The following is a 21,969-nucleotide window of genomic DNA, read 5'->3' as shown; positions in this document are numbered from 1 at the left end:
TATTATGGAGTTTATGGCATGGTTCACTCACAAATATGTAATGCATGGTTTTTTATGGTCATTACACAGAGATCATCACCATAAAGATCACGATAGTTGGTGGGAACGTAATGATTTATTCTTTGTATTCTATGCTATAGTAAGTATGTCCTGTATTATATTTCATGACACTCAGACATTTTGGGTCGGAAGAGCAATAGGTCTGGGTATTCTAGCGTATGGTATTGCCTATTTTGTAGTACATGATATTTTTATACATCAGCGTTTTAAATTATTTAGAACTACGAGCAATTGGTACGCAAAAGGGGTAAGAAGAGCTCATAAAATGCATCATAAAAATATAAAAAAGGAAAAAGGAGAATGCTTTGGTATGTTGGTGGTTCCTTTTAAATATTTTAAAAAATAGATTCTATTCGGCTAATAGATTATCTATAGTTTCTCTTACTTTGGTGCTATTCCAATCCGCTGCACCTACTTTATCAATAATAATGTTTCCTTTTTTATCTAACAGATACGTTGCTGGTATCGTTTTACTCACAAAAGGTTTTGGGTGCTCTGATAATGATCTATAGATAGGATAACTATAGTTTTTGTTCTTCATAAACTTATTCAATTCTGGATCATCATCTGTAGTTACAAAAAGAAATACTACTTCATCTTTATAATCATTATATAATTTTTGTAATGAAGGCATTTCTGCTATGCAAGGAGGACACCATGTAGCCCAATAATTTATTAAAACGACTTTATCTTTTGCTATATTTAAATTAGTAGACGCTGTGTTTACTCCATGTAATTTCCAATCATATGATGCTACTTGTGCTCTTTCTTCTACTTTTACTATTCCCGGGCTGAAAGAGAAAATTCTGGTTAAAAATATTTGCATCATTCCTCTGGTATTAGGAATAAAAAATAATATCAATATGATTGCAAAAATCACATTGGAGATGTTCTTTTTATTAAACTTCATCTATCTAAATCTTTTGTTTTTTAGAGCTCAAATCATGAACTCATTTGATTTTTTGTCTATAGCCACAGATATTTTGGTTAGTAACAAAATCCTGAGACACCTTACAAAGTTATATAAATAAATGGCACTATATCTAAGATAGATGTAGACTTAATTCTTGGAGTACATTTTTTTTTAAATTAACAAAGCGCAATCAAAGGATTGCGCTTTAAAACTAACAAAAAATAACAATGAACTATTATCTTGTTACATTTCCCGTAGGAAATGAAGCGCTATTAAGCCCAAAGGTATAACTAGTAGGTGCAGTATCTGTACCTGCAGTACCAACTAAAGGTTTTAACAAAAATGGCGCTGCTGAATTATCTGGAAATGGTTCTACTGAAATCACTACTGTTTTTCCTCTAACGTCTAATGGAAATGTTACTCCGTCTGGAGCATTTCTAAAAAAATCTTCTCCTGGTAATTGCGGCCCATTAGAAGCGGTTTCACTAAACCCATTAAGGTTTCCAACATTATCATCTGCAGTATTATTCATCGTGAATGTTCCTGTAGAAATTGGTACTCCATTTGCTACTACCCATCCTTCATATTTCCATCCTGCTCCTAGAACTGGTAAAGTTAAATTTGCTGCCGGAGGCATTCCTGGGGTACCAAACCATACTCCAAATTGATCATTACCATTATTAGCGGTTCCTGAAGCCTCATCTGTTGGTGTTCTTAAGAAGAATCCTCCTGCTGAGGCTGAAAAATCTCCTTCTCCTACAGGTCCTAATCCTACTGTTGCTGTATTACCAGTTCCAAAATCACCTTTTAGTAATTTTGTATCTGATGGTGCCGGGTTTGGATCTGGATTAGGCTCTATTGTTAGTACAAATGCTGCTGCTGCCTTAAGTGATTCTGTATTTACCTTGAAAGAAGTACTAGATAATTCTCCGGTACTATTTACAGAAAATGTTCCTGTAGAAACCGGAGCTCCATTAACGATAATCCATCCTTCATAAAGATAACCGTTTCCTAAGTCTTCTAATCCACTAAGGTTAAGTGTTACATTCGATTCTGTAGGTACATTTCCAGAATCATCATCACTGTTACAGGAAGAGAAAATACATCCGAAAATCAAAGTACCTATAATTGCTTTTTTAAACATTGCTTTTTTTTTATGATTACTAGATCATAAAATTATTGACATTGAAGTTTTTAAAATGTTAGCCACCTAACATTAAGCAACATTTTTTAACCGAATCTCTTTTCTATTAAAGTCTATAACATTAGATTCCTTTAATTCGTTTAGAATAATGTTTAAGGTAGGTCTCGATGTACCGATAAGATGAGCTATGTCTTTTTGGGTATAGGGATGTTCTATTACCATATCTCCTGTATTCGGGCAGCAGTGCCCATAATCTTCTTTAAGCTCATTTAAGAACTCTAATAATCTTGTTTTGGTATCTTTAAAGAGAAGTAATTGTAATCTTCTTTCTAAGCGTTTAAATCGCATACCTATAAATTTATAAATTCTAAGGCTAAAAGATTGATTTTCGCGCATGAGTCCGTGCATGGTTTCTACACCGATAGGACAAATAGAAGTTGTGTTATCGACAGATTGCGCAAACTCTGTTCTTTTGTTTTCTCCAAGAATTGCTTTTTCTCCAAAAATCTCTCCTCGAGTAAGAATAGCTTTTATGACCTCATATCCGTCTTCTGCATAGTATCCGATTTTCACTTTCCCTTTTTCTATAAGATATACTTTGTTTGCAGAATCTTCTTCAAAATAAATATAGTCGTTCTTTCGGTAAGCATCAAAATCGTGGTCTTTTTTATACCTTTTGAACTTATGAGGACATAATATTTTAAAGAGATCTGAATCCTCAAAAAACCAGATTGCACTCATGATGATTATGTTTTATGATGTTAGTTTATCTACTTATGTCGTAAAACACTCAAATCCCTAACATTATTGTATCAAAAACTCCTTAAAAGCTTAATTTTAAGGAGTTTTATGAATTTTAAGAGAAAAACTTAATTTATTTGAGCAATTCTTTTACGAATAGTAGACAAGTCATCCTCTATTAATAATTCTCCATCTTTAAAAACAGTTTTTAATAGTCCTTGATTTTCTTCTTGTTCAGAAACTTGGTCTTTATATACTATTTCTCCTTGTTCTTTATATAATTGAATACGTCCTTTTGCAGATTTTTTAGTCCCATCATCTGTAACCGGGTCTTTAAATATTTCTCTTCCTTCACCTTGCACTTCTACATAAGTAGCTTTCATTGCAAATCCGAAAGTGTCCCGGGTATTATATTGATATGTAAAACTTCCTATTCCCAGAACCACATTAGTAGAAGCAAAGCCTTTAGCTTTTAATTTTTCACAAATCTGAGTTGCTCTTTCGATTGTAATACTATCCCCATAGATAGCTCCGATTTTTGGATTCAACACTTTGTATCCCTGATCATTTATGGTTCCTCCAAATTCATCCCAAAGCAATTCTATAACTCCTTTAGCAACTATTGGGTCCTCATGATCACAACCACAAATAATATCTACCGGATCACCAGAATCTGGTCTGATAACAAGCTTACCTTCTCTTTCTAAAATTTCATTTTTTAGTTTAGGCAAATATTCTGTTAATACCTTCCATAGATCCCAGGTATCAGATACTACCGATAATATTCCTGTTGGATATGTTTCTAGTAGTCTTCTAAAAGTTCCTATTTCATCATCTTTACTTCCTGCACACATCACACTATGCTCTGTAGCATTAACACTACCGATAACTAATTCTTTGGTAACATCTGCATCATAATATGTTTCAAAAGCTTTTGCCACAGGTAATGTATCGCTTCCAGAAAATGATAGTGCATGTCCCATACCACTAAGAATTGAAGATTCTGTACCCGACATTCCTCTCATCGAGAAATCGTGACCCTGCCAGGTAATAAACTCTATATTATCACAATCTGTTTCTATTGCAAAAGAGGATAAAATGGTTTGATATTGTTTTGCAATAGTAGCAGAAGTACAAGGTTGCCAAATAATATTAGACAATAAAGTTTCTAGGTAATTGGTAAGCCAGAAAAATTCTGGTTTGGTATTCATTACTGTAAACATTGGTACTCTAATAGGGACTTCTGTCCCTTCAGGTAAGGCTTTAATTTTAATAGGTAAATATCCTAAATCGTGTAATTCTTCGATATGTGAAATATCATAATTTATACCCAGATAATGATCTACATATTTTTTATATTCTGCAGTCACTTCTTCTTTGGGAAGATTGAAAAACTGTTCGTTGAATTGTTTAATTAAATATTCTTGGCTAAGTTCTAAAAAGCATATTATTTACTACTATGTTTTTAAATTCCATCCAGGCAGTATTGGAAGCAAAGGCTATAGCTGCTACGGTTGCCATTTTACTGGTTGAATTTTTTATTTTTTCTAAGACTAAAAACCAATTCAGATAATTCTGAAGGTATTTTGTTGCCACTCCATTGAAGGGCTCCATAAATTTCCTTAGACGCATATCCATATTATTCACATTTTGTACGTGATATATTTTGTCAACAGCTCTTTGACCCTTCGAAGCATTAAATTTTTTGTGTGCTACCTTCTTGTCTTTTGCAAATGCAGTATAGCTTCTGTGACTGTCGCTACAAAGGGTTTCTACTTTAGCCAACTTCCCTTGTAATATAGTCTCCAAGTCACTTTTACTAATGCGACCTCTGGTAGCTACTTTGAAATCTTTGTTCCCTGATCGGTCACAACTGGCTATCACAGCTACTTTTTCATTACTGAGACCAGCTTTACTTGCCTTTGCGCCACGTTTTCTAGCAGGACGATCCAAATTTCGATTCCCTTTTTCAGAGTAAGCAAAGAAAAGATCATCACTCTCTAGGATTCCTTGGAATTCATCCACACTTACGCTCCCAAAGGAGACAAGTAATTTGTGCCTCCAATCAAAAGAAGTCTGAATAGAAATCCCTGTTTCTTTGGCACTCTTGCGAATACTATATCCAGAGAGTAAACAGAATAAATAACGATTAACTTTGTCTTTCTTCTTGAGGTTGTACCAGAACTTACCGGTAGTTTCACTAAAGTTTTTATGACAAGTATTACAAACATAGCGCTGTACTCCTTTGAGCTTACCATTAGCCTTAATTTTATTGCACTTACAATGAGGACAGCTTATGGCTTTACTCTGATTGCTATCAATCAGGGCTGAACCCTCAGTAGAGATCTCCAATAATGTGGAAACAATTTCTGATTGAACCAAAGCCGATGAACTAATGAAAAAATCTCTAAAATCTTCTGGTATCATTTCTCCGTTTTTATAAAGTAAAGATAAAACATATTCTAATTAGAACTTAGCCATATTCTTTAATAAAATACTGCAACCCAAAAAACACTACATTATCAATTCCTTCTATTCTACTTTTCCTAGGTGTCCAGTTAGAATACACAAAAGTAGTTCCGTTTGGATATTGCTCTTTATGCCCTAATTTATAACCGTCTGTTAATAGTAATGGATTCATCTTTATTCTATTTTGCGTTATTTATACGCAAATATAAATTATTTTTAATTATCTCCAAAGCTATTTACGGTTTTTCTATTCTACTTACTCAAAATATCTGCTAATTAGCTTATTATGGGAAGACAAAAATCAAGAATATCAAATCTAATTACTACCCTGTTTATAGTGATATGAAACAAATGGTATCAATTTCTTCCTTGTTCATTAGGATATAAGGACGGAAGTGGGTCACTTTGCCAAAACTCTTTGGTATCGATATCCAGAATGGTTAATTTTCCTTTGAAGCCTGCTCCTGTATCCATATTCCAGAGGTTATAGGCTTTTATAGGAGTATCCTTACCATATACAATAGTAGGGGTATGCCCGATATAAATCTCTGAATAATGACTAAATCGTTGCGGAGGGTCATCTCTCAAAGCTACCTCTCCCACTTCATCGGCTAGCATAGCCGATTCCCATAACGTTCGATCCCAATAATAATTAGAATCATACTCCTCATTACCGACTCCGTGCATAGATGTAAACCCCGCATGCACAAAAAGCCTACTTTCTTCATCCAGATAGTAATCTTGTAGTGTATTAAAAAACGCTTTATGAGTTTTTTTGGTAAGCAATCCTGACTGAATATAACTATTGATTGTTTCTTTTCCTCCGTGCTCTAACCACGTAGGGTTGGTTGCTCCTTTTTCTAGCCATAATCCACACCACAGGTCGTGATTTCCTCGTATAAAAACACATGTATTAGACCTAGAAAGATTTATAAGTTCTTGTATTACTGCAGCCGATTCGCTCCAACCATCTACATAGTCTCCCAAAAAAATCAAGGTATCTTCTGAAGTTACATTTGCTCGTTCTAAAACCTGAAGCAAAGCTCTGTATCCACCATGTATATCTCCAATTACTAGGGTCCTCATTTTGCAATTTTTATCAATTTTTTAATCCCTTTTTTTATTTACATTCTAATGTATGTTTCTCTTCTATCAACTTTTACTATGTCCTTTTATAGTAATCTATACATTATATCTGTTCTTAAGACATATTTAGTTCCGCTAATAATAGGCTTACCTTCATGACGTAACGGATGATGAAATACCAAAGCATCACCTAGTTTTGGATTAACCGTAATCCCTTCTTCAAAATAAGTTTCTCCTCCTTCGAAATCATCGTTAAGATATATCAAAAATGAAAAGAAACTGCATTCATTTTCATTTCGTTCATAACTTCCATCCCTATGCATTTTAAAGCGTTGTCCTTCGCCATATTTGTATATCCTAAACATTTCATTGAGACCAATTGCTCTGTAATTCCCAAAAGTTTCAACCACAAAGGGTTCTATTTCTGACCATATTTTTTCCCCAAGTATTTCATCCTTAAACAAAATACGTTGGTTATTTCGAATCCCCTTTACCATTATCTGCTTGCCATCAATATTAACTTTTGCTTCTTCAAATGAAATCTGTTCTCCTTTTTCAATAAATTGATCACACCCTTCTTTAGAGAGAAAATTTTCAATGAGAAATATTTCTGGGTGTAACTCTTTCCTTTTCATTTAGATTATTCTTTATAATTACTTAAGACCTCACAGGTTTTAAAAACCTGTGAGGTCTGGATACATTATGATTTAAACTCAATATATTCTGGAGCTACTACATCGGTTAGCCACACTTCATTATCCGATTGGTAAAACTCAATTCCTTTGGTATGCATTTCTCCTGATCTTACAGTCAGAATAATAGGTTTTCCTCTTCTCGATCCGACTTTTATAGCTGTTTCTCTTTCTTCACTAAGATGTACATGATGCCTGCTCATTTTTAACAGCCCTTTTTCTCTAATCGCATCCATAAATTTGGCCACTGTACCGTGATACAAGAATTCTGGAGGCTGCTTTGGTTGATATTCTAAATCTACCTTGATTGAGTGACCTTGACTAGCTCTAATCCTCGTATGGTCTTCATTAAAAGCAAAGCGTTGTTTATCACAGGATGCTACAACTTCTTCTAATACATCCATATTTAATTCAGGTCGATGTCTTTTTACTTTTTGTAGTAACTCCTTTACATCTGTCCAACCATTTTCATCGAGTTGTATCCCTACTTTATCAGGATTATGTCTTAGAATAAGGCTTAAAAATTTGCTTATATATTTATTGTTTGTTTTCATTTTTTATTCAAAATCATAGACATAAACGTCTACTTGTTTTTTTAATAGTGTATTTGTAATAATGGGTTCTATCATCTCCCACTTTCCTCCTGCTAATCCACAACCAATTCTAGGCATGTGTACACTTGCATTAAGTTGTTCCGCTTTAATTGCAATTTGTTCTAAACATTGTTTAACTGCTTCATAACGAATTGGGACTCCTTTACTTCCTGTTTTTATGCCCTGTTGAGCAATCATATTACCGACATACAAATAATCTGAAACTTGTATTATTTGTATTGCTCCCAATTTAAAGTCATTTTTAGCCCGATTTCGATGCCATTTTCGATATGCTTTCTCTGGTTCTTGCCATCTTTTAGAAATCGCTAATACAAATCCTTTTCCCCAACCTCCTATATTATTGCATACATGTACTATAATCTTAACTCCCTTAGCCTGTGGGGATGTTGCATCTCCTTTTATATATGTTATTGTTTTCATTTTTCTAATAATTCATTATACAGCTCAAAATTTTCCTGATCAAAACAAACAAAGGTTACCTCTTCAATCCGGTCTTGATCAAAATTTTTAACCGTTTCGACGGCTATTCTTGCCGCAATATTTTTAGGGAATTTATAGATCCCTGTACTTATATTTGGAAAAGCTATCCTTTTTACTCCATTCTCAATTGCAAATTTTAATGAATTGATATAGCAGTTTCTCAATAGTTCTTCCTTTTCTTTTCCTCCATTATTCCAAACTGGTCCTACGGTATGAATAACATAATTTGCAGGAAGATTACCTGCAGTTGTAATCACAGCTTCTCCTGGATTACATTTACCTTGTCTAGCTCTAACAACTCTACAAGCTTCCAGAATAGCAGACCCACCTTTGCGATGAATTGCTCCATCCACTCCACCACCTCCCATAAGAGAAGAATTTGCTGCGTTGACAATAGCATCGACTTTAATCGTAGTGATATCAGATTGGATTACTGTTAGTTTCATTTTAGTTTCAAATATGTATTCAATTTTTCATCTTTAAATATCAATGGTTTTTCTGCTGGAGTAAATAGGTTTTCCAAATCTTTATTTTTCACGAATTTATATTGCTCACTAACAAAATCAGAAACATCTTCAATCTCCAAAACATCATCTTTTGCATATCTTTTTATATATTCTTTTCTTAATCCAATCTGGATGGCTCGTCTTTCTAATTTCACTCCATATGGATCATGATCAGGATCCCATTGCAATCTCACATTAGAATTTGCAACATCCTCCTGCCAGGCTTCATACGATACATATAATTCTGGTTTAAACGATGAATACACGGCATTTTTAACATAGCTCTCAAAAGCTTCTTTTTTGAGATGTATAGCTAACACTACTTCTTGTCCTTCTTTTGTTGCCCAACCATTTCTGTACATCATCCACAAGAAATTAGGTTTAATCCATGTCATTCGGTCTAAGCTAAAAGCTCCTCCAAAAAATTGATTTTTTACGGCAAAATTTCCTATTTCTGGTCGATAAGATTGGTATACTATTATTTTCTCATCATCATATTGTGCCATAATATGATACCCGTTTTGGGGCCATTCTTTTTGTTGTTCTTTATATTTTTTTAGTTGTAATTTCATTATTCAAATTCTTTTTGAAAAGCTTCAATAAATTTTTTGTTTTTAGCATAAATTGCAAAAACTACTTTTTCAAATACTCCATCATACTTACCTTTTAGTAGAGTAGCAAATAATCTTGAAATCATCAATGGGTCATTTTGAAATACTCCACATCCCCATGCACCTAAGATCAATGTTCTATTCTCATTAAAAACAGACAATGCTAATAATTTATCAATCCGTATACTCATTATTCCTTCAATATCCGAAAATTTAGTTGATTCAAAACGTTTAACGACTCCTGTATTTACTGCAGCAGATGTTATAATAGAGCTCAAAATTGGGGTATCAAAAAATCCTCCACTATCTTTTCTAATAATGGGCACCATAGGACTATAGATCATGCCATCTGTATATATACAAGATTTCATTGCCCGATGAGTTTCATAAAATTCTATTGCTGAAATTTGACATGGATACAACCCTGACGATCTCGCAATACTCTCCTCTTGAGCCTGTGCACCATTGAAAAACCCTCCTCCTGGGTTTTTTGCAGAAGCAAAATTAAGACACATTGGATTTAAATAACCTTCTCCTACAACTCTCTCTACACTTTGGATAGTAGTCTCTTCAACCACTTGAAATAATGTTTCATATTCTGACTCAAATTTTAGATTATCCAATATTTCATCTAACTTATCAGAAGAATAATATTTCGTTCCTCTAACTGCGGCATTCTGCTCTTCTTGTATAGATACCTTATCTCCTATTTCATTTATATAAAACCCTTGTTCTGTTATCTTAAGAGTTTCTTTTGCTGTTATTTTTCGTAATGTTTTTTGCATTTTTTATTTTTTTATTACCTCAATAATTTATCCTCGAAACATTTTATTTTCATTACATTACAACAAAACATTCGAATGGTTCCATTAATGGGTTAAACTTTCATTAAATCGTTCTATCAAATTTTCTATATCTTCAAATCTTGCTAATCTAGATTTAAAAATTAATTCACTACTGGTAGCTGTACTACCCTTTCTTCATTTATATCTCTAAAGGAATTTGTTGTAAAAATGGTATCGAATGATTTGGTTAATTCTTCATACCCTTTACTAAAAATACCATGACTGATAATCAAACTTAGTTTGCCTGCATTCTTTTCTTTTAGTGCTGTTGCTAACCCCAAAAAAGTTCCTCCTCCGTCACAAATGTCATCAACAATTACACAATGCTTTCCTTCTAAATCATCTTCATACACTCTAAAACCAGATAAAGTTCCTGTTTTTACATCTCGTTTTTTAGAGCATTCTACCACTTCTACTCCGCCCAGAAATTCAGATACTTTATAGATTTTTTTTAACGCTCCTCCATCAGGAGAAATTAACACTACTTCTTCTTTGATGATATCTAAACATTGCTTGACAAATTCATAATTCTGAACCACATTTACACGATCTAATAACGCAGGAGTTACCTCAGAATGTGGATCAAAGATTGTTACCTGATTATAGTCTTGAGCATTAATTACATCTGCATATACCTTAACACTAAGCGATTCTCCTGCAACCATCACCCTATCTTGCCTAGCAGCAGGAAAATATGGAATAAACACATTAATCTCCTTTACATCCATTATGCGTAGTGCATCTGTCGCTACCAATAGTAACCCTAAATCATTAAACGAATTGATTCGTTGCGTAATCATTATACTGTTCCCAATATTTTTATCTAAAATATTTATATGCGGTTCTCCTCCATTGAAAACAAATGATTTAAAATCAATAGATTTTTCAAAAGGTGTAAACGATGGATCCAAATGTAAATACCTCATAATTGTGTTATTTTTACGCAAATCTATAACAGAAAGACGACACTACAAAATATTTTGCGTAAAAATTACATTATTTTAATATAATACACCTCGGTTATACCTTTCTGAAGATCATAGTATTGCAGAGTAATACTATTATTTGATATCGAAGAGAAAACCTTCTTCTTTAAGTTTGAAGTATTGCTTTTTATTGAATTTGAAAAGATTTGCTGGCCTGCCTCTTCCTTCGGAAATTTTCTCATCTAATTCTTCAAGAATTCCGAAGCTTAGTATTTTTTTTCTGAAATTTCGACGATCAATTACTTTTTGCAGAATAGTCATATACAGTTTTTCGAGATCCGAAAACAAAAACTTATCGGCGAGCAAATCAAATCCTACAGGTTCATAAGTGAGTTTATTCTGTAATCTCTTTTTTGCTGTTTCCAGAATACGAATGTGGTCAAATGCCAAATCCGGAAGTTCGGTCATATCAAACCATGCTACATCTTGAGCATCGGTATCTGCTTTGATCTCAAAGTGCTCTGGTTTAACCAAAGCAAAATAAGTAACACTTACTACCCTATTTCTTGGATCCCTTTTGGGATCACCAAAAGAATACAATTGTTCTAAATAATCTATGGTTACATTAGTCTCTTCTTTAAGCTCTCTAACCACAGCTTGTTCTAAACTTTCGTTTTCTAAGACCAAACCACCTGGCAAAGCCCAGGAGTCTTTAAAAGGGTCTATATCTCTTTTTATCAATAAGACATTAAGTGCCTTGTCTTTATACCCAAAGACGACAGCATCAACAGCAACTTTTATATTTTGGCGTACCATATACGCAAATCTACATATTTCTATTTTGGAATAAAAAAACTTCTCAAGTTATATTAAGAGATAGAGAAATTCAATGTCAACTTATTCTTTTTTAAATTATAAATAATATTACTCTTTTCCAAAATTAGCATTATGGTAATACCCGCTATACTTATAGAATATAAAAAAAGTAGTATTTTTATAGATAGGCTCATATCCTGAGAGCTATATAAAGTTCAGGATTATTACACAAAAGATTATGAAAAACACGCTTTTAAACCTAGGAAAAAAATTATCCAGAACAGAACAAAAACAAATTAATGGTGGCGGTCCGTGTGATAGTTACAATGGCCCAATATCAGTTACCTGTAGCCAATACGAACAACTCCCTCCTCAGCACAAATTTTGTGTTATGGTTAGTGTAGACTGTTTTCCTCGTTAGTTCGTTCTAAACTAAAGGTTAAAAAACATAAACTCCCAAAGATCAATCTCTTTGGGAGTTTTTATATTCAAAATTGGTCTTTTACACCGTTTTAAGCATTTTGCTTTTTAATCAAGTTTAATGCAGAACCTTCATTAAACCATTCTATCTGAGAATCATTATAGGTATGATTTAACATCACAGTATCTTTTGATCCATCTGCATGAACAATTTCTAATGTTAATTGTTTTCCTGATGCAAATTGATTAAGATCTGTAAAATTGAAAGTATCATCTTCTTGTATCAAATCATAATCACTTTCATTAGCAAAGGTTAATCCCAGCATTCCTTGTTTTTTAAGGTTTGTCTCGTGGATACGTGCAAATGATTTTACAATTACTGCACATACACCTAAATGACGTGGCTCCATTGCAGCATGTTCTCGTGACGAACCTTCTCCGTAATTATGATCACCTACAACAATAGTAGGTACTCCTGCAGCTTTATATGCTCTTGCAGTATCTGGCACACCACCAAACTCTCCTGTTAATTGGTTTTTAACAAAGTTTGTTTTTTTACCAAATGCATTTACAGCACCAATTAAACAGTTATTAGAAATATTATCTAAATGACCTCTATATCGTAACCATGGTCCTGCCATAGAAATATGATCTGTAGTACATTTACCAAATGCTTTTATAAGTAGTTTAGCTCCTTTAATTTCATTACCTATTGGCACAAATGGTGTTAACAACTGTAATCTTTCCGAAGTTGGACTTACATTCACTTCTACACTACTACCATCTTCAACCGGAGCCAGATATCCGTTATCTTTTACCTCAAATCCTTTTGGAGGTAATTCCCATCCTGTTGGCTCATCGAACATTACCTCTTCTCCATTTTCGTTAATTAACTTATCAGTTAACGGATTGAAGTCTAATCGCCCTGCAACTGCAATTGCAGCAGTTAATTCTGGTGATGCAACAAAAGCGTGTGTATTAGGGTTACCATCTGCACGTTTAGCAAAGTTTCTATTAAAAGAGTGTACAATGCTATTTTTTGGTGCATTTTTCGGATCACTATATCTTGCCCATTGCCCAATACAAGGTCCACATGCATTGGTAAATATTTTGGCATCTAGTTTTTCAAATATCCCAAGGATACCATCTCTATCTGCTGTATATCTTACTTGTTCAGAACCCGGGTTAATCCCTAATTCTGCTTTCATTTTCAAACCTTTATCTAGTGCTTGTTGCGCGATTGAAGAGGCACGAGATAAATCCTCATAAGAAGAGTTTGTACAAGATCCTATTAACCCCCATTCTACCTGAATTGGCCAATCATTAGCTTTTGCTTTTTCTGTCATTGTACTACCAACAGCCGTCGATAAATCTGGAGTAAAAGGTCCATTTAACAATGGTCCTAATTCAGATAAATTAATTTCGATTACTTGATCAAAATATTGTTCTGGATTTCCATATACCTCAGGATCTGCTGTTAAGTGCTCTTTTACTTTGTTTGCTGCATCTGCTACATCTGCTCTTTCTGTTGCTCTCAAGTAACGTTCCATAGACTCATCATAACCAAAGGTAGATGTTGTAGCTCCTATTTCGGCACCCATATTACAAATTGTCCCTTTTCCTGTACATGACATTGATGTTGCTCCAGGTCCAAAATATTCTACTATAGCACCAGTTCCTCCTTTTACCGTAAGAATTTCTGCTACTTTTAGGATTACATCTTTAGGTGCTGTCCAACCAGATAATTTACCTGTTAATTTTACACCTATTAATTTAGGAAACTTCAATTCCCAAGCCATACCAGCCATAACATCTACTGCATCTGCTCCACCTACACCAATTGCAATCATTCCTAAACCACCTGCATTTACAGTATGAGAATCTGTTCCAATCATCATCCCTCCAGGGAAAGCATAGTTTTCTAATACAACCTGATGAATAATACCAGCTCCTGGTTTCCAAAATCCAATTCCGTATTTATCAGACACAGATTCTAAGAAATTAAACACCTCACTACTAACATCATTAGCATTTTTTAAATCTGTTGCTGCACCATCTTTTGCCTGGATCAAGTGATCACAATGCACTGTTGTTGGCACCGCTACTTTATTTTTACCAGCTTGCATAAACTGCAATAATGCCATTTGAGCTGTTGCATCCTGACAAGCGATACGGTCTGGTGCAAAATCAACATAATCTTTACCTCGTGTGAACGCCTTTTTTGTTTCTACGTCCCACAAGTGTGAATACAAAATTTTCTCTGCCAAGGTTAAAGGTTTACCTGTAACTTCGCGTGCTGTATTAACACGATCAGCAACCTGACTGTACACCTTTTTTATCATATCGATATCGAATGCCATCTCTAATTATTTTTTAGTATTGAAAAGTCTTGCGAAAATACGAATTTTAAAGGATTTTCTTAAATGATTACATTTAATCCCTTCTTTTTACATTTTTAAAAAAATATAAGGCTTCATTTATTGAAATTCATAAATTAGAAATACGAAAATTACAATATCAATAAAAATTAAGATAAGAAAATACTTCACTATTTTTTCAATTCACGAAAACGTTATAGTTATTCTTCAAAAAACAATCTAAAAAAGATAAAAACCGACATAAAATAAAAAAAGTGAAGCTCTGGAGCTTCACTTTTTTTAATATCAAAACTTCTAGTTTTGACACTAATCTTTCCTTTTTTTATGTTTTCTCTTACTACGTTTTCCTTTTCTTATTTGCTCATATTGTTCTAATTGAGCTTCTGAGAGCGTGGCTTTAAACTTATCTCTTTCATCTTTCATCCTAATTTTATGATTTTTACGCATTTCTTTTTGTGCCTCGCTAAGCGTAAGCTTCAATGCCTTTCTTTTTCCTTTTCTAGAAAGATCTTCATCATCTACAATTGCTAACTGTTCTTTAGTAAAACTAGCATGCATTGTCTTTCTTTGCTCTTTTCTGAGTTTCTTTTTATTTTCTAAATCATCTTTTTGGCTTTCAGATAAGCTTTCATAAAACTCTTTTCTTAATGCCTTGCGATCCATATGATCACCCTCGGGTTGGGCCGATATCTCCATAGCTCCTATAAACAGGATTATGATACATATTATACTATTTTTCATCTATTTCTTTTTCAATATTAAACAATACTTTTTGTTGAACGTTCAATACTATGACCGCTAAATATGAAAAAGGTTTAATACTATGAAAAAAAAATAATCTCTAAGTATACAAAATTGATTGTATACATCTGTATTGAAGGGAGTTTATAGTATACAAGCTATAGTTTAAAAGTTTTTAAACTAAGTAAATGTTAAAACAAGCTATTAATTACATCCTCTACACTAATACCTTCTGCTTCTGCTTTGTAATTTTTAATGATACGATGGCGAAGAATTCCCATAGCTACCGCCTGTACATCTTCTATATCCGGAGAATATTTTCCTTTGATAGCGGCATTGGCTTTGGCTGCCAGGATTAAATTTTGAGAAGCTCGTGGTCCTGCTCCCCAATCTATATAATTTTTCACTAGTTCTGTTGCTGTTTCTTCATCAGGTCTTGTTTTACTTACCATACTTACAGCATATTCAATTACATTATCTGCCACCGGAATACGGCGAATCAAATGCTGAAAATCAATAATTTCCTTAGCTGTAAACAGCGGATTAACAGTAGTGGTTGTATCTCCTGTTGTACTCTTTACAACATCTACTTCTTCTTGAAAGCTTGGATACTTAAGTTCTATAGCAAACATAAATCGATCCAGTTGCGCTTCGGGTAATGGGTATGTTCCTTCTTGCTCAATTGGATTTTGGGTTGCAAGAACAAAATATGGTAAATCTAAAGTGTAGTGGTGTCCAGCAACCGTTACAGATCTTTCTTGCATTGCTTCAAGAAGTGCTGCCTGGGTTTTTGGAGGAGTACGATTAATCTCATCTGCCAAAATGATATTAGAAAATATAGGGCCTTTAATAAATTTAAAATGCCTTGTCTCATCCAGTATTTCACTTCCTAATATATCACTAGGCATCAAATCAGGAGTAAACTGAATTCTTTTAAAATCTAATCCTAAAGCTTGTGATATGGTATTTACCATAAGGGTTTTGGCAAGCCCAGGAACGCCTATTAATAATGCATGGCCGCCAGAAAAAATAGAAATAAGTATCTGATCGATAACTTTCTCTTGCCCAATAATTACTTTGGATATTTCTTTTTTGAGTTCTGAATGTTTTTTTACCAGTTTTTCTATAGCCGCTACGTCATCTGACATATTATTTTATTTTTTTTAACCAGTTACCACTATATTCACAGTCTCTATACTCTCCGTTTATTTTTATATACGTATCCATTATTTTTTCACTCTGCCACTTACGAATTGCATCAATTTGCTTTTTTCTTAACGCCAATTCTTGTATTTTAAGATAGTCATTTGCATAATCAGCTATATGCTCATCATATCGATTAAGTACAGTTATTAATTTATACTTTTTTCGACCTTGACGATCCTGATCAGAAATTACTAAAGAAACTTCATTCTTTTTTAGTTTAGATACTTGATCGTACAATATAGGGTCAATTTTGGTAAGTTCAAAACGAGTATCTCCTGTAGTAGGATTAAGAAGTTGCCCTCCATCTTCACGAGTCTCTTTTTCATCACTAAATTTTCTTGCTGCCTTTTTAAATTGAATAGAACCCGAAACAATGCTTGTTCGTATAGAATCTATTAATTTTTTGGCTTCATCAACAGTTTTTCTAGTTACCTCGGGAACAAGAAGTATGTGTCTTACATCTATTTCTTCTCCTCTTATTTTATCAACTTTTACAATATGCCATCCAAAATCAGTTTTAAATGGCTCGCTCACTTCTCCTTCTTGTAAACTAAAAGCAACATCTTTAAATTCTTTAGCAAAGTTTGTTTTACGATCCAGAGTATATTTTCCACCTGTAGATTTAGAGCCAGGGTCTTGAGAATATAATACTGCTTTAGTAGCAAAGCTACTACCGTTCTCTACAATATCTTCTCTAAACTGCTTTAGTCTATCAATTACTTTTTGCTCTTCTTCTTGAGGTATTTCTGGTTCTATTACAATCTGAGCTAATTCAAGTTCTGTACCAAAAAGTGGTCTTTCATCTTCTGGGATGTCATCAAAAAACTCTCTGATTTCCTCTGGAGTAATCTCGATATCTTTGATAATTTTAGCTCTCATTTGCTCAGACAATTTGTTTGACTTATTAATTTCAAAAAGTTCTTTTCTGAAATCTGCCACATTATCCTTTTTATAAAACTTTAATACTTTCTCTACAGTTCCCAACTCATTTGTCATATATGCTAATTGTTGGTCAACCATAGAGTTAACTTCAGCATCTCTAACTTCTATACTATCCTGAATAGCATGATGGGCATACAATTTGGCTTCAAACAGACTACCTGCAAGTTCACAACGACTTACATCAGAAGTTGAAACACCTTCACTAATCAACTGTCGATAAGCAATATCTACATCACTATCCAAAATTACATTTTCTCCTATTACCGCTGCTACTCCATCTATTTTGGCCTTTTGAAATGGTACTTTTACAGGTTCTACAGCTGTATTTAATGTATCATTTACCATTGCACTATTCTGCCCACTAAGGGTATCTTGTGCTACTATAGAATCCTGTGCTACTTCTTCAATAATCTCTTGGGCATAAAATTGTGTATTCATACTAAAAGTAAGTATAACACAAAGTACTGTAGTTTTAATCATAAACTTCAAATTGTTTGTTCTCAACTGCATCTCTTGTAATGTCTTTTTCTATTTTTTTAATTAGCTCCAGCTTTCTCTTATTTAGTATAATCTGCCTTATTGTAGGCTTGATATATTCTAGCGGTGCTATCTCATTACGCTTTAATACGTCTTTTATTTTCACCATATATACTCCTGTAGAGTCTCTAAGTTGCATATATTTTCCGCTTTTCAAGAGTTTTGCCTTGTCTTGTTTTTTGAGAATCGGAATTTTACTTAACACTTGATCCAACTTAATCCAAGCAGAATCATTTAAAGAATATGTAAGGTATTCTATCTTTTTTCCTCCCAACTCTTCTATATCCTCTTCATTAAAACGATTGAATTGTTGCTTCGTTGCAACAATATTCGCATAATCAGGTGGCAAATGTAAGTAACGTAATTTTACTAACTCCTCATTAAGATTAAAATTTTTCAAATTTTGATCATAATATGATTGAAGATCTTGTTCTGTGATCTCCATATTGATGGATTTATTGATCACTGCATTCTTGTATGCGTTAATATATAAGGTACTTTGATAGCTTTCTACAAGATCATTAAATTCTTCAAGTTCTTCCTTAGTAAGATTTAGTTTAGCCTTGTCAATAAATAGTTGCCGAGTAGCCCATGTATTAATATAATTATTAACAATATTAGTACTATCCCCTGTAGACACATTCTTTGGCACTAGTTTTTTAATATCATCTTTATATAAGTATGTGTCATTCACTCTTGCAATTGCTTCTCTTTTAATTTGATTCTTAAATTTTTGGCAAGAAACAACAACTAGAAATAGCAGTATTAATTTATAATATTTCATCTGTTTATATATAATATTCTTTAGACGATGAGATTTATACTAATATAGATCAGGCATGAAATAATCATTTAGTTCATCACAATAATTATCTCTTATTTTACACATTCCCCTTTTAATCATTCATAAAGAAATTAACAACATTGAAGAACATACACAATTTCGTTGTTCTCCAATCAAAAGTTTATTATTCTTTTAAATCGATAATTCTTTTTTAGCTTTTTTTAAGGTTTTCTCATTAACCTTTACCGGATATTTTACTCTCAAATGATCTAGCCATTTATTTTCTGTTTTTTTCTGAAAATCATTAATCACCTCTCCCTTGGTTTCTTCAAAAGTTTTAATTCTTGAAGGTAAGATTTCTCTAACCATAATCAAAGTCTTAAAATTCTCTTCTTCCAAGAACACAATTTTCCCTTTTTCTGCAGAAAAATCCTTGGGTAATATCGCATCTCCTTGAGTTAATTCTTCTTCTGAGAAAAGCACCAAAGCTATATCTCCTATATTGACTTCATTTTTTATTTCTTCAATCGACTTTTTCTTCTTCAATAATTTCTCAACCTTACTAATTGCTTCTTGTTTTGACGAAGAGGCTTTAAGCACTTTATACACCTCATTTTGCGTATACTTATCTTTTTGAGTCTCATAATATTTTTTAAGCCCAACAGAATCTGTTTTAGATATGTTCCATATTTTAGATTCCATTAGATCAAAAAGTAAAAGTCCATCACGATACTCTCCTATTACATTTGCAAAATCTTTGTTATCTTCCTCCAAATGCTCTTCATAATATTGAAGTAAGGTTGTTGATTCGAATCGTTTATACATTTCTTCAACAAAAGCAGAAACATCAGCATACCCTTCTATTCTACTTTGGTTACTCTTTAAAAAATCGGCAAAATTCTTATATGTATACTTTTCCTTTTTTAGATTGAAGAGTTCTTTTTTTAAATTTTTGTCTTCAGGTACATTCCATTCCTCTTTAGAAAATGTAGAAGGAAGTATTCCTTTGAAATATGCAACTGCTTTTTCATTCTTAGCCGTAGCGTATTTTTTCCTTAATGAATTAATAAACGAAGTAGTCACCAATTTTGATCTACTATCTCTTTTTACTTTTTTGGTAAGTTCATTTTTTTGCTCTTCGAAACTCTTAGGAGGATGTTTTTCTATAAGTTGGATGATATGCCAACCATACTTAGTTTGTATTGGTGTAGAGATTTCTCCATTTTTTTCTAAAGCAAATGCCATTTTTTCAAATTCCTCAGAATTTAAAGCTCCTTGTCCAAAACGTCTAATCTTACCTCCTTCTATTGCTGTACTTGGATCATCACTATATTGTTTTGCTAAAGAAGCAAAAGAAACTCCTTGCTGAAGTTGCTGATTGATTTCTTTTATTCTTTTTTCTGCTGCTTCTGATGTTCTATTATTATTAATAGCTACCATGATATGAGCAACAGTTACCTCTCCTAGTTTTCTCTCTCTCCCATTAATTTTTACAACATGGTAACCAAATTGTGTTCTAAACGGTTCTGAAATTTCCCCTACTTTGGTTACATATGCAGCTTCTTCAAATGGATACACCATTCTGAATGCAGAAAACCAACCCAAATTTCCATTATTTTTAACAACAGAAGGGTCTTGACTATAGGCTTTAGCTACAACATCAAAAGACGTTCCGTTTACAATCTTATTTCTTGCTTCGATAATTTTCTGATATGCAGCGATAGTATCCTTTGCAGAAGCATTAGGCTTTACTGTAATTAAAATATGACTCGCATTTACTTGCTCAAGAGAACGATCATAAGCTTGTCTAATTAATGCATCAGAAGTTCTGGTATCTGTAAGATATCCTTTTGCCAGTTGTTTTCTATATCCTTCTAACTCTTCTAAATAAGCTTGTTTTTTATCTAACCCAAGGTGTTTTGCTTCTTTTAACTTTAATTTATAGTTAATAAACAGATTAAGATATTCGTCTATATTCTTTTGTGACGTGTCTTTTACTAAATCTATATTCTTAAGATACACCCTCTTAAATTCTGATATATACACAGGAGATTCGTCAATGGTAAATAGTACATCTTTTGACTGTTGTGCATTTGCAAGTGTAAATAAAATACTTCCTAAAAAAAATAATAGCCCCTTTTTATACATAATTTCTATATGATGAAGTCCTAAATCGAACAAAAATAATAATATTAAAATGTTTTACAAGTTCCATGTTCTAACGAAGTAAATACTACCTATAGTATTTACTTTTAAAATTTTTATGATCTACGTATATTGCAGCCTCATTACAAAACCAACTGACAACAATCTTATCATGGAATACGAGCTCGATATTGAAATAAAAATACCTATAAATCAGATAGTTGAAAAATTCAACAATGAAGAAAACATAAAACACTGGCAAAAGGGTTTTGTGAGTATGGAACACATAAGTGGTGAAAAAGGAAAAGCCGGAGCAATTTCAAAACTCACTTATAAAATGGGTAAACAAGAAGTTGAAATGATAGAAACCATCACTTTACTTGACCTTCCTGAGTCATTTCATCTTACATTTGACACAAAAAATGCATATAACATCCAGGAAAATTACTTTGAAGAACTCTCAAACGGAAATACAAAATGGATCTCTAAAAACGAATTTAAATTTAGTGGTTTCATGAAAATTATGAGATTTCTTATACCTGGTTCCTTCAAAAAACAATCCTATACTTATATGGAAGATTTTAAAGCTTTTGCAGAAGAAGGAAAAAGTGTATTGGATAATTAATTTACAAAAGCGTTTTTGACGGTTATAAAATTGAAGATTATTTTGGAACGAAAAATAAAATTAATTTGGGACTTTAGAGGCCCTGCAGCAAGTAAAACAGCACAACATCACGAAATCCATCTTAAGGAATATATTACTTCAGAAAAATTAGCTCTCGATATTACGGGATGTCAGGATCTCAATGACCTACATAGTTTGGCTTACATGATTGTCACCAATTCTGAAATGAAAACAGTACGTGATGCTTTAAAACCTCATCGTGGACAACTCTATGAAGGGTAGATTTTA

The 21,969-nt window shown here is 33.0% G+C and carries 24 protein-coding genes and 1 pseudogene; 4 read left to right on the top strand and 21 right to left on the bottom strand.

Going from position 1 to position 21,969, the window contains the following annotated elements:
• Positions 1-13: 13 nt before the first annotated feature.
• Positions 14-406: a beta-carotene hydroxylase gene (locus ATE84_RS10245; protein WP_369828513.1), complete on the top strand. Its 393-nt coding sequence runs from the start codon at positions 14-16 to the stop codon at positions 404-406.
• 3 nt (positions 407-409) lie between these two features.
• Here ATE84_RS10245 and ATE84_RS10240 read toward each other — a convergent pair whose 3' ends face one another.
• From ATE84_RS10240 to ATE84_RS10170, 15 genes and pseudogenes are all read right to left on the bottom strand, one after another.
• Positions 410-970 carry a TlpA disulfide reductase family protein gene (locus ATE84_RS10240; RefSeq protein ID WP_101447865.1) on the bottom strand — a complete coding sequence of 187 codons (561 nt, stop codon included), beginning with the start codon at positions 968-970 and terminating at the stop codon, positions 410-412.
• A gap of 238 nt (positions 971-1,208) precedes the next feature.
• Positions 1,209-2,117 (bottom strand): anti-sigma factor, encoded by a 909-nt coding sequence (locus ATE84_RS10235; protein ID WP_101447864.1) that lies wholly within the window; start codon positions 2,115-2,117, stop codon positions 1,209-1,211.
• A gap of 72 nt (positions 2,118-2,189) precedes the next feature.
• Positions 2,190-2,858, bottom strand: a complete 669-nt coding sequence (locus ATE84_RS10230; RefSeq protein ID WP_101447863.1) for a Crp/Fnr family transcriptional regulator — start codon at positions 2,856-2,858, stop codon at positions 2,190-2,192.
• 128 nt (positions 2,859-2,986) lie between these two features.
• Entirely contained in the window at positions 2,987-4,273 is a 1,287-nt protein-coding gene (locus ATE84_RS10225; RefSeq protein WP_369828566.1) for a nicotinate phosphoribosyltransferase, read from the bottom strand.
• A 13-nt stretch (positions 4,274-4,286) separates the two neighbouring features.
• Positions 4,287-5,285: an IS1595 family transposase gene (locus tag ATE84_RS10220; RefSeq protein ID WP_101444842.1), complete on the bottom strand. Its 999-nt coding sequence runs from the start codon at positions 5,283-5,285 to the stop codon at positions 4,287-4,289.
• Positions 5,286-5,337: 52 nt separating this feature from the next.
• A pseudogene (locus tag ATE84_RS10215) lies at positions 5,338-5,499 on the bottom strand (nicotinamide phosphoribosyltransferase domain-containing protein); the annotation flags it as partial.
• Positions 5,500-5,684: 185 nt separating this feature from the next.
• The gene (locus ATE84_RS10210) at positions 5,685-6,413 is read right to left on the bottom strand and encodes a metallophosphoesterase (RefSeq protein WP_101447861.1); all 729 of its coding nucleotides are present in this window, start codon (positions 6,411-6,413) and stop codon (positions 5,685-5,687) included.
• Between the two features lie 86 nt (positions 6,414-6,499).
• Positions 6,500-7,048, bottom strand: a complete 549-nt coding sequence (locus tag ATE84_RS10205) for a 2OG-Fe(II) oxygenase (protein WP_101447860.1) — start codon at positions 7,046-7,048, stop codon at positions 6,500-6,502.
• Positions 7,049-7,113: 65 nt separating this feature from the next.
• Positions 7,114-7,659 carry an RNA 2'-phosphotransferase gene (locus tag ATE84_RS10200; RefSeq protein ID WP_101447859.1) on the bottom strand — a complete coding sequence of 182 codons (546 nt, stop codon included), beginning with the start codon at positions 7,657-7,659 and terminating at the stop codon, positions 7,114-7,116.
• 3 nt (positions 7,660-7,662) lie between these two features.
• Positions 7,663-8,139 (bottom strand): macro domain-containing protein, encoded by a 477-nt coding sequence (locus ATE84_RS10195; RefSeq protein ID WP_101447858.1) that lies wholly within the window; start codon positions 8,137-8,139, stop codon positions 7,663-7,665.
• Positions 8,136-8,645, bottom strand: a complete 510-nt coding sequence (locus ATE84_RS10190; protein WP_101447857.1) for an O-acetyl-ADP-ribose deacetylase — start codon at positions 8,643-8,645, stop codon at positions 8,136-8,138. Before ATE84_RS10190 ends, ATE84_RS10195 begins: the two co-directional genes overlap by 4 nt.
• Positions 8,642-9,277 carry a DUF4291 domain-containing protein gene (locus tag ATE84_RS10185; protein WP_101447856.1) on the bottom strand — a complete coding sequence of 212 codons (636 nt, stop codon included), beginning with the start codon at positions 9,275-9,277 and terminating at the stop codon, positions 8,642-8,644. Before ATE84_RS10185 ends, ATE84_RS10190 begins: the two co-directional genes overlap by 4 nt.
• On the bottom strand, positions 9,277-10,101 hold the full coding sequence (locus ATE84_RS10180) for a TIGR02452 family protein (protein ID WP_101447855.1): 825 nt from the start codon (positions 10,099-10,101) through the stop codon (positions 9,277-9,279). The genes ATE84_RS10185 and ATE84_RS10180 overlap by 1 nt, the downstream gene beginning before the upstream one ends.
• Before the next feature lie 161 nt (positions 10,102-10,262).
• On the bottom strand, positions 10,263-11,087 hold the full coding sequence (gene prs / locus ATE84_RS10175; RefSeq protein WP_101447854.1) for a ribose-phosphate diphosphokinase: 825 nt from the start codon (positions 11,085-11,087) through the stop codon (positions 10,263-10,265).
• A gap of 135 nt (positions 11,088-11,222) precedes the next feature.
• Positions 11,223-11,903 (bottom strand): NUDIX domain-containing protein, encoded by a 681-nt coding sequence (locus tag ATE84_RS10170; RefSeq protein ID WP_101447853.1) that lies wholly within the window; start codon positions 11,901-11,903, stop codon positions 11,223-11,225.
• 238 nt (positions 11,904-12,141) lie between these two features.
• On the opposite strand from ATE84_RS10170, the gene ATE84_RS25845 reads away from it, so the two are divergent.
• Entirely contained in the window at positions 12,142-12,324 is a 183-nt protein-coding gene (locus tag ATE84_RS25845) for a hypothetical protein (protein ID WP_143273604.1), read from the top strand.
• Between the two features lie 91 nt (positions 12,325-12,415).
• On the opposite strand, the gene ATE84_RS10165 is transcribed toward ATE84_RS25845, so the two are convergent.
• The 6 genes from ATE84_RS10165 to ATE84_RS10140 form a co-directional block, all read right to left on the bottom strand.
• Complete coding sequence (locus ATE84_RS10165; protein WP_101447852.1) at positions 12,416-14,683, bottom strand: aconitate hydratase; 2,268 nt, start codon at positions 14,681-14,683, stop codon at positions 12,416-12,418.
• Positions 14,684-15,007: 324 nt separating this feature from the next.
• Positions 15,008-15,442 (bottom strand): hypothetical protein, encoded by a 435-nt coding sequence (locus ATE84_RS10160; RefSeq protein ID WP_101447851.1) that lies wholly within the window; start codon positions 15,440-15,442, stop codon positions 15,008-15,010.
• 191 nt (positions 15,443-15,633) lie between these two features.
• Positions 15,634-16,590 carry a MoxR family ATPase gene (locus ATE84_RS10155; protein WP_101447850.1) on the bottom strand — a complete coding sequence of 319 codons (957 nt, stop codon included), beginning with the start codon at positions 16,588-16,590 and terminating at the stop codon, positions 15,634-15,636.
• A gap of 1 nt (position 16,591) precedes the next feature.
• Complete coding sequence (locus ATE84_RS10150) at positions 16,592-18,028, bottom strand: peptidylprolyl isomerase (RefSeq protein WP_233195781.1); 1,437 nt, start codon at positions 18,026-18,028, stop codon at positions 16,592-16,594.
• A gap of 34 nt (positions 18,029-18,062) precedes the next feature.
• Positions 18,063-18,911: a peptidylprolyl isomerase gene (locus tag ATE84_RS10145; protein ID WP_101447848.1), complete on the bottom strand. Its 849-nt coding sequence runs from the start codon at positions 18,909-18,911 to the stop codon at positions 18,063-18,065.
• 192 nt (positions 18,912-19,103) lie between these two features.
• Positions 19,104-21,092: a peptidylprolyl isomerase gene (locus ATE84_RS10140; RefSeq protein WP_101447847.1), complete on the bottom strand. Its 1,989-nt coding sequence runs from the start codon at positions 21,090-21,092 to the stop codon at positions 19,104-19,106.
• A gap of 136 nt (positions 21,093-21,228) precedes the next feature.
• Here ATE84_RS10140 and ATE84_RS10135 point away from each other — a divergent pair, with 136 nt between their 5' ends.
• Together ATE84_RS10135 and ATE84_RS10130 are read left to right on the top strand one after the other, a co-directional pair.
• Positions 21,229-21,681: an SRPBCC family protein gene (locus ATE84_RS10135; RefSeq protein ID WP_101447846.1), complete on the top strand. Its 453-nt coding sequence runs from the start codon at positions 21,229-21,231 to the stop codon at positions 21,679-21,681.
• A 42-nt stretch (positions 21,682-21,723) separates the two neighbouring features.
• A complete protein-coding gene (locus ATE84_RS10130; protein ID WP_101450958.1) occupies positions 21,724-21,963 on the top strand; it encodes a hypothetical protein in 240 nt (79 codons plus the stop codon).
• Positions 21,964-21,969: the final 6 nt, after the last annotated feature.

Origin of the sequence: Aquimarina sp. MAR_2010_214 (genome assembly GCF_002846555.1) — a bacterium.
Lineage (GTDB): Bacteria > Bacteroidota > Bacteroidia > Flavobacteriales > Flavobacteriaceae > Aquimarina.
Note: the sequence above shows the minus strand (reverse complement) of the source record. Positions and strands in the feature narration are given on the sequence as shown.

Coding starts and splice junctions, on each gene's coding strand:
- ATE84_RS10245 (WP_369828513.1), top strand. CDS start 14: ATGGCATGGTTCACTCACAAATATGTAATGCATGGTTTTTTATGGTCA.
- ATE84_RS10240 (WP_101447865.1), bottom strand. CDS start 970: ATGAAGTTTAATAAAAAGAACATCTCCAATGTGATTTTTGCAATCATA.
- ATE84_RS10235 (WP_101447864.1), bottom strand. CDS start 2,117: ATGTTTAAAAAAGCAATTATAGGTACTTTGATTTTCGGATGTATTTTC.
- ATE84_RS10230 (WP_101447863.1), bottom strand. CDS start 2,858: ATGAGTGCAATCTGGTTTTTTGAGGATTCAGATCTCTTTAAAATATTA.
- ATE84_RS10220 (WP_101444842.1), bottom strand. CDS start 5,285: ATGATACCAGAAGATTTTAGAGATTTTTTCATTAGTTCATCGGCTTTG.
- ATE84_RS10210 (WP_101447861.1), bottom strand. CDS start 6,413: ATGAGGACCCTAGTAATTGGAGATATACATGGTGGATACAGAGCTTTG.
- ATE84_RS10205 (WP_101447860.1), bottom strand. CDS start 7,048: ATGAAAAGGAAAGAGTTACACCCAGAAATATTTCTCATTGAAAATTTT.
- ATE84_RS10200 (WP_101447859.1), bottom strand. CDS start 7,659: ATGAAAACAAACAATAAATATATAAGCAAATTTTTAAGCCTTATTCTA.
- ATE84_RS10195 (WP_101447858.1), bottom strand. CDS start 8,139: ATGAAAACAATAACATATATAAAAGGAGATGCAACATCCCCACAGGCT.
- ATE84_RS10190 (WP_101447857.1), bottom strand. CDS start 8,645: ATGAAACTAACAGTAATCCAATCTGATATCACTACGATTAAAGTCGAT.
- ATE84_RS10185 (WP_101447856.1), bottom strand. CDS start 9,277: ATGAAATTACAACTAAAAAAATATAAAGAACAACAAAAAGAATGGCCC.
- ATE84_RS10180 (WP_101447855.1), bottom strand. CDS start 10,101: ATGCAAAAAACATTACGAAAAATAACAGCAAAAGAAACTCTTAAGATA.
- prs (WP_101447854.1), bottom strand. CDS start 11,087: ATGAGGTATTTACATTTGGATCCATCGTTTACACCTTTTGAAAAATCT.
- ATE84_RS10170 (WP_101447853.1), bottom strand. CDS start 11,903: ATGGTACGCCAAAATATAAAAGTTGCTGTTGATGCTGTCGTCTTTGGG.
- ATE84_RS25845 (WP_143273604.1), top strand. CDS start 12,142: ATGAAAAACACGCTTTTAAACCTAGGAAAAAAATTATCCAGAACAGAA.
- ATE84_RS10165 (WP_101447852.1), bottom strand. CDS start 14,683: ATGGCATTCGATATCGATATGATAAAAAAGGTGTACAGTCAGGTTGCT.
- ATE84_RS10160 (WP_101447851.1), bottom strand. CDS start 15,442: ATGAAAAATAGTATAATATGTATCATAATCCTGTTTATAGGAGCTATG.
- ATE84_RS10155 (WP_101447850.1), bottom strand. CDS start 16,590: ATGTCAGATGACGTAGCGGCTATAGAAAAACTGGTAAAAAAACATTCA.
- ATE84_RS10150 (WP_233195781.1), bottom strand. CDS start 18,028: ATGAATACACAATTTTATGCCCAAGAGATTATTGAAGAAGTAGCACAG.
- ATE84_RS10145 (WP_101447848.1), bottom strand. CDS start 18,911: ATGAAATATTATAAATTAATACTGCTATTTCTAGTTGTTGTTTCTTGC.
- ATE84_RS10135 (WP_101447846.1), top strand. CDS start 21,229: ATGGAATACGAGCTCGATATTGAAATAAAAATACCTATAAATCAGATA.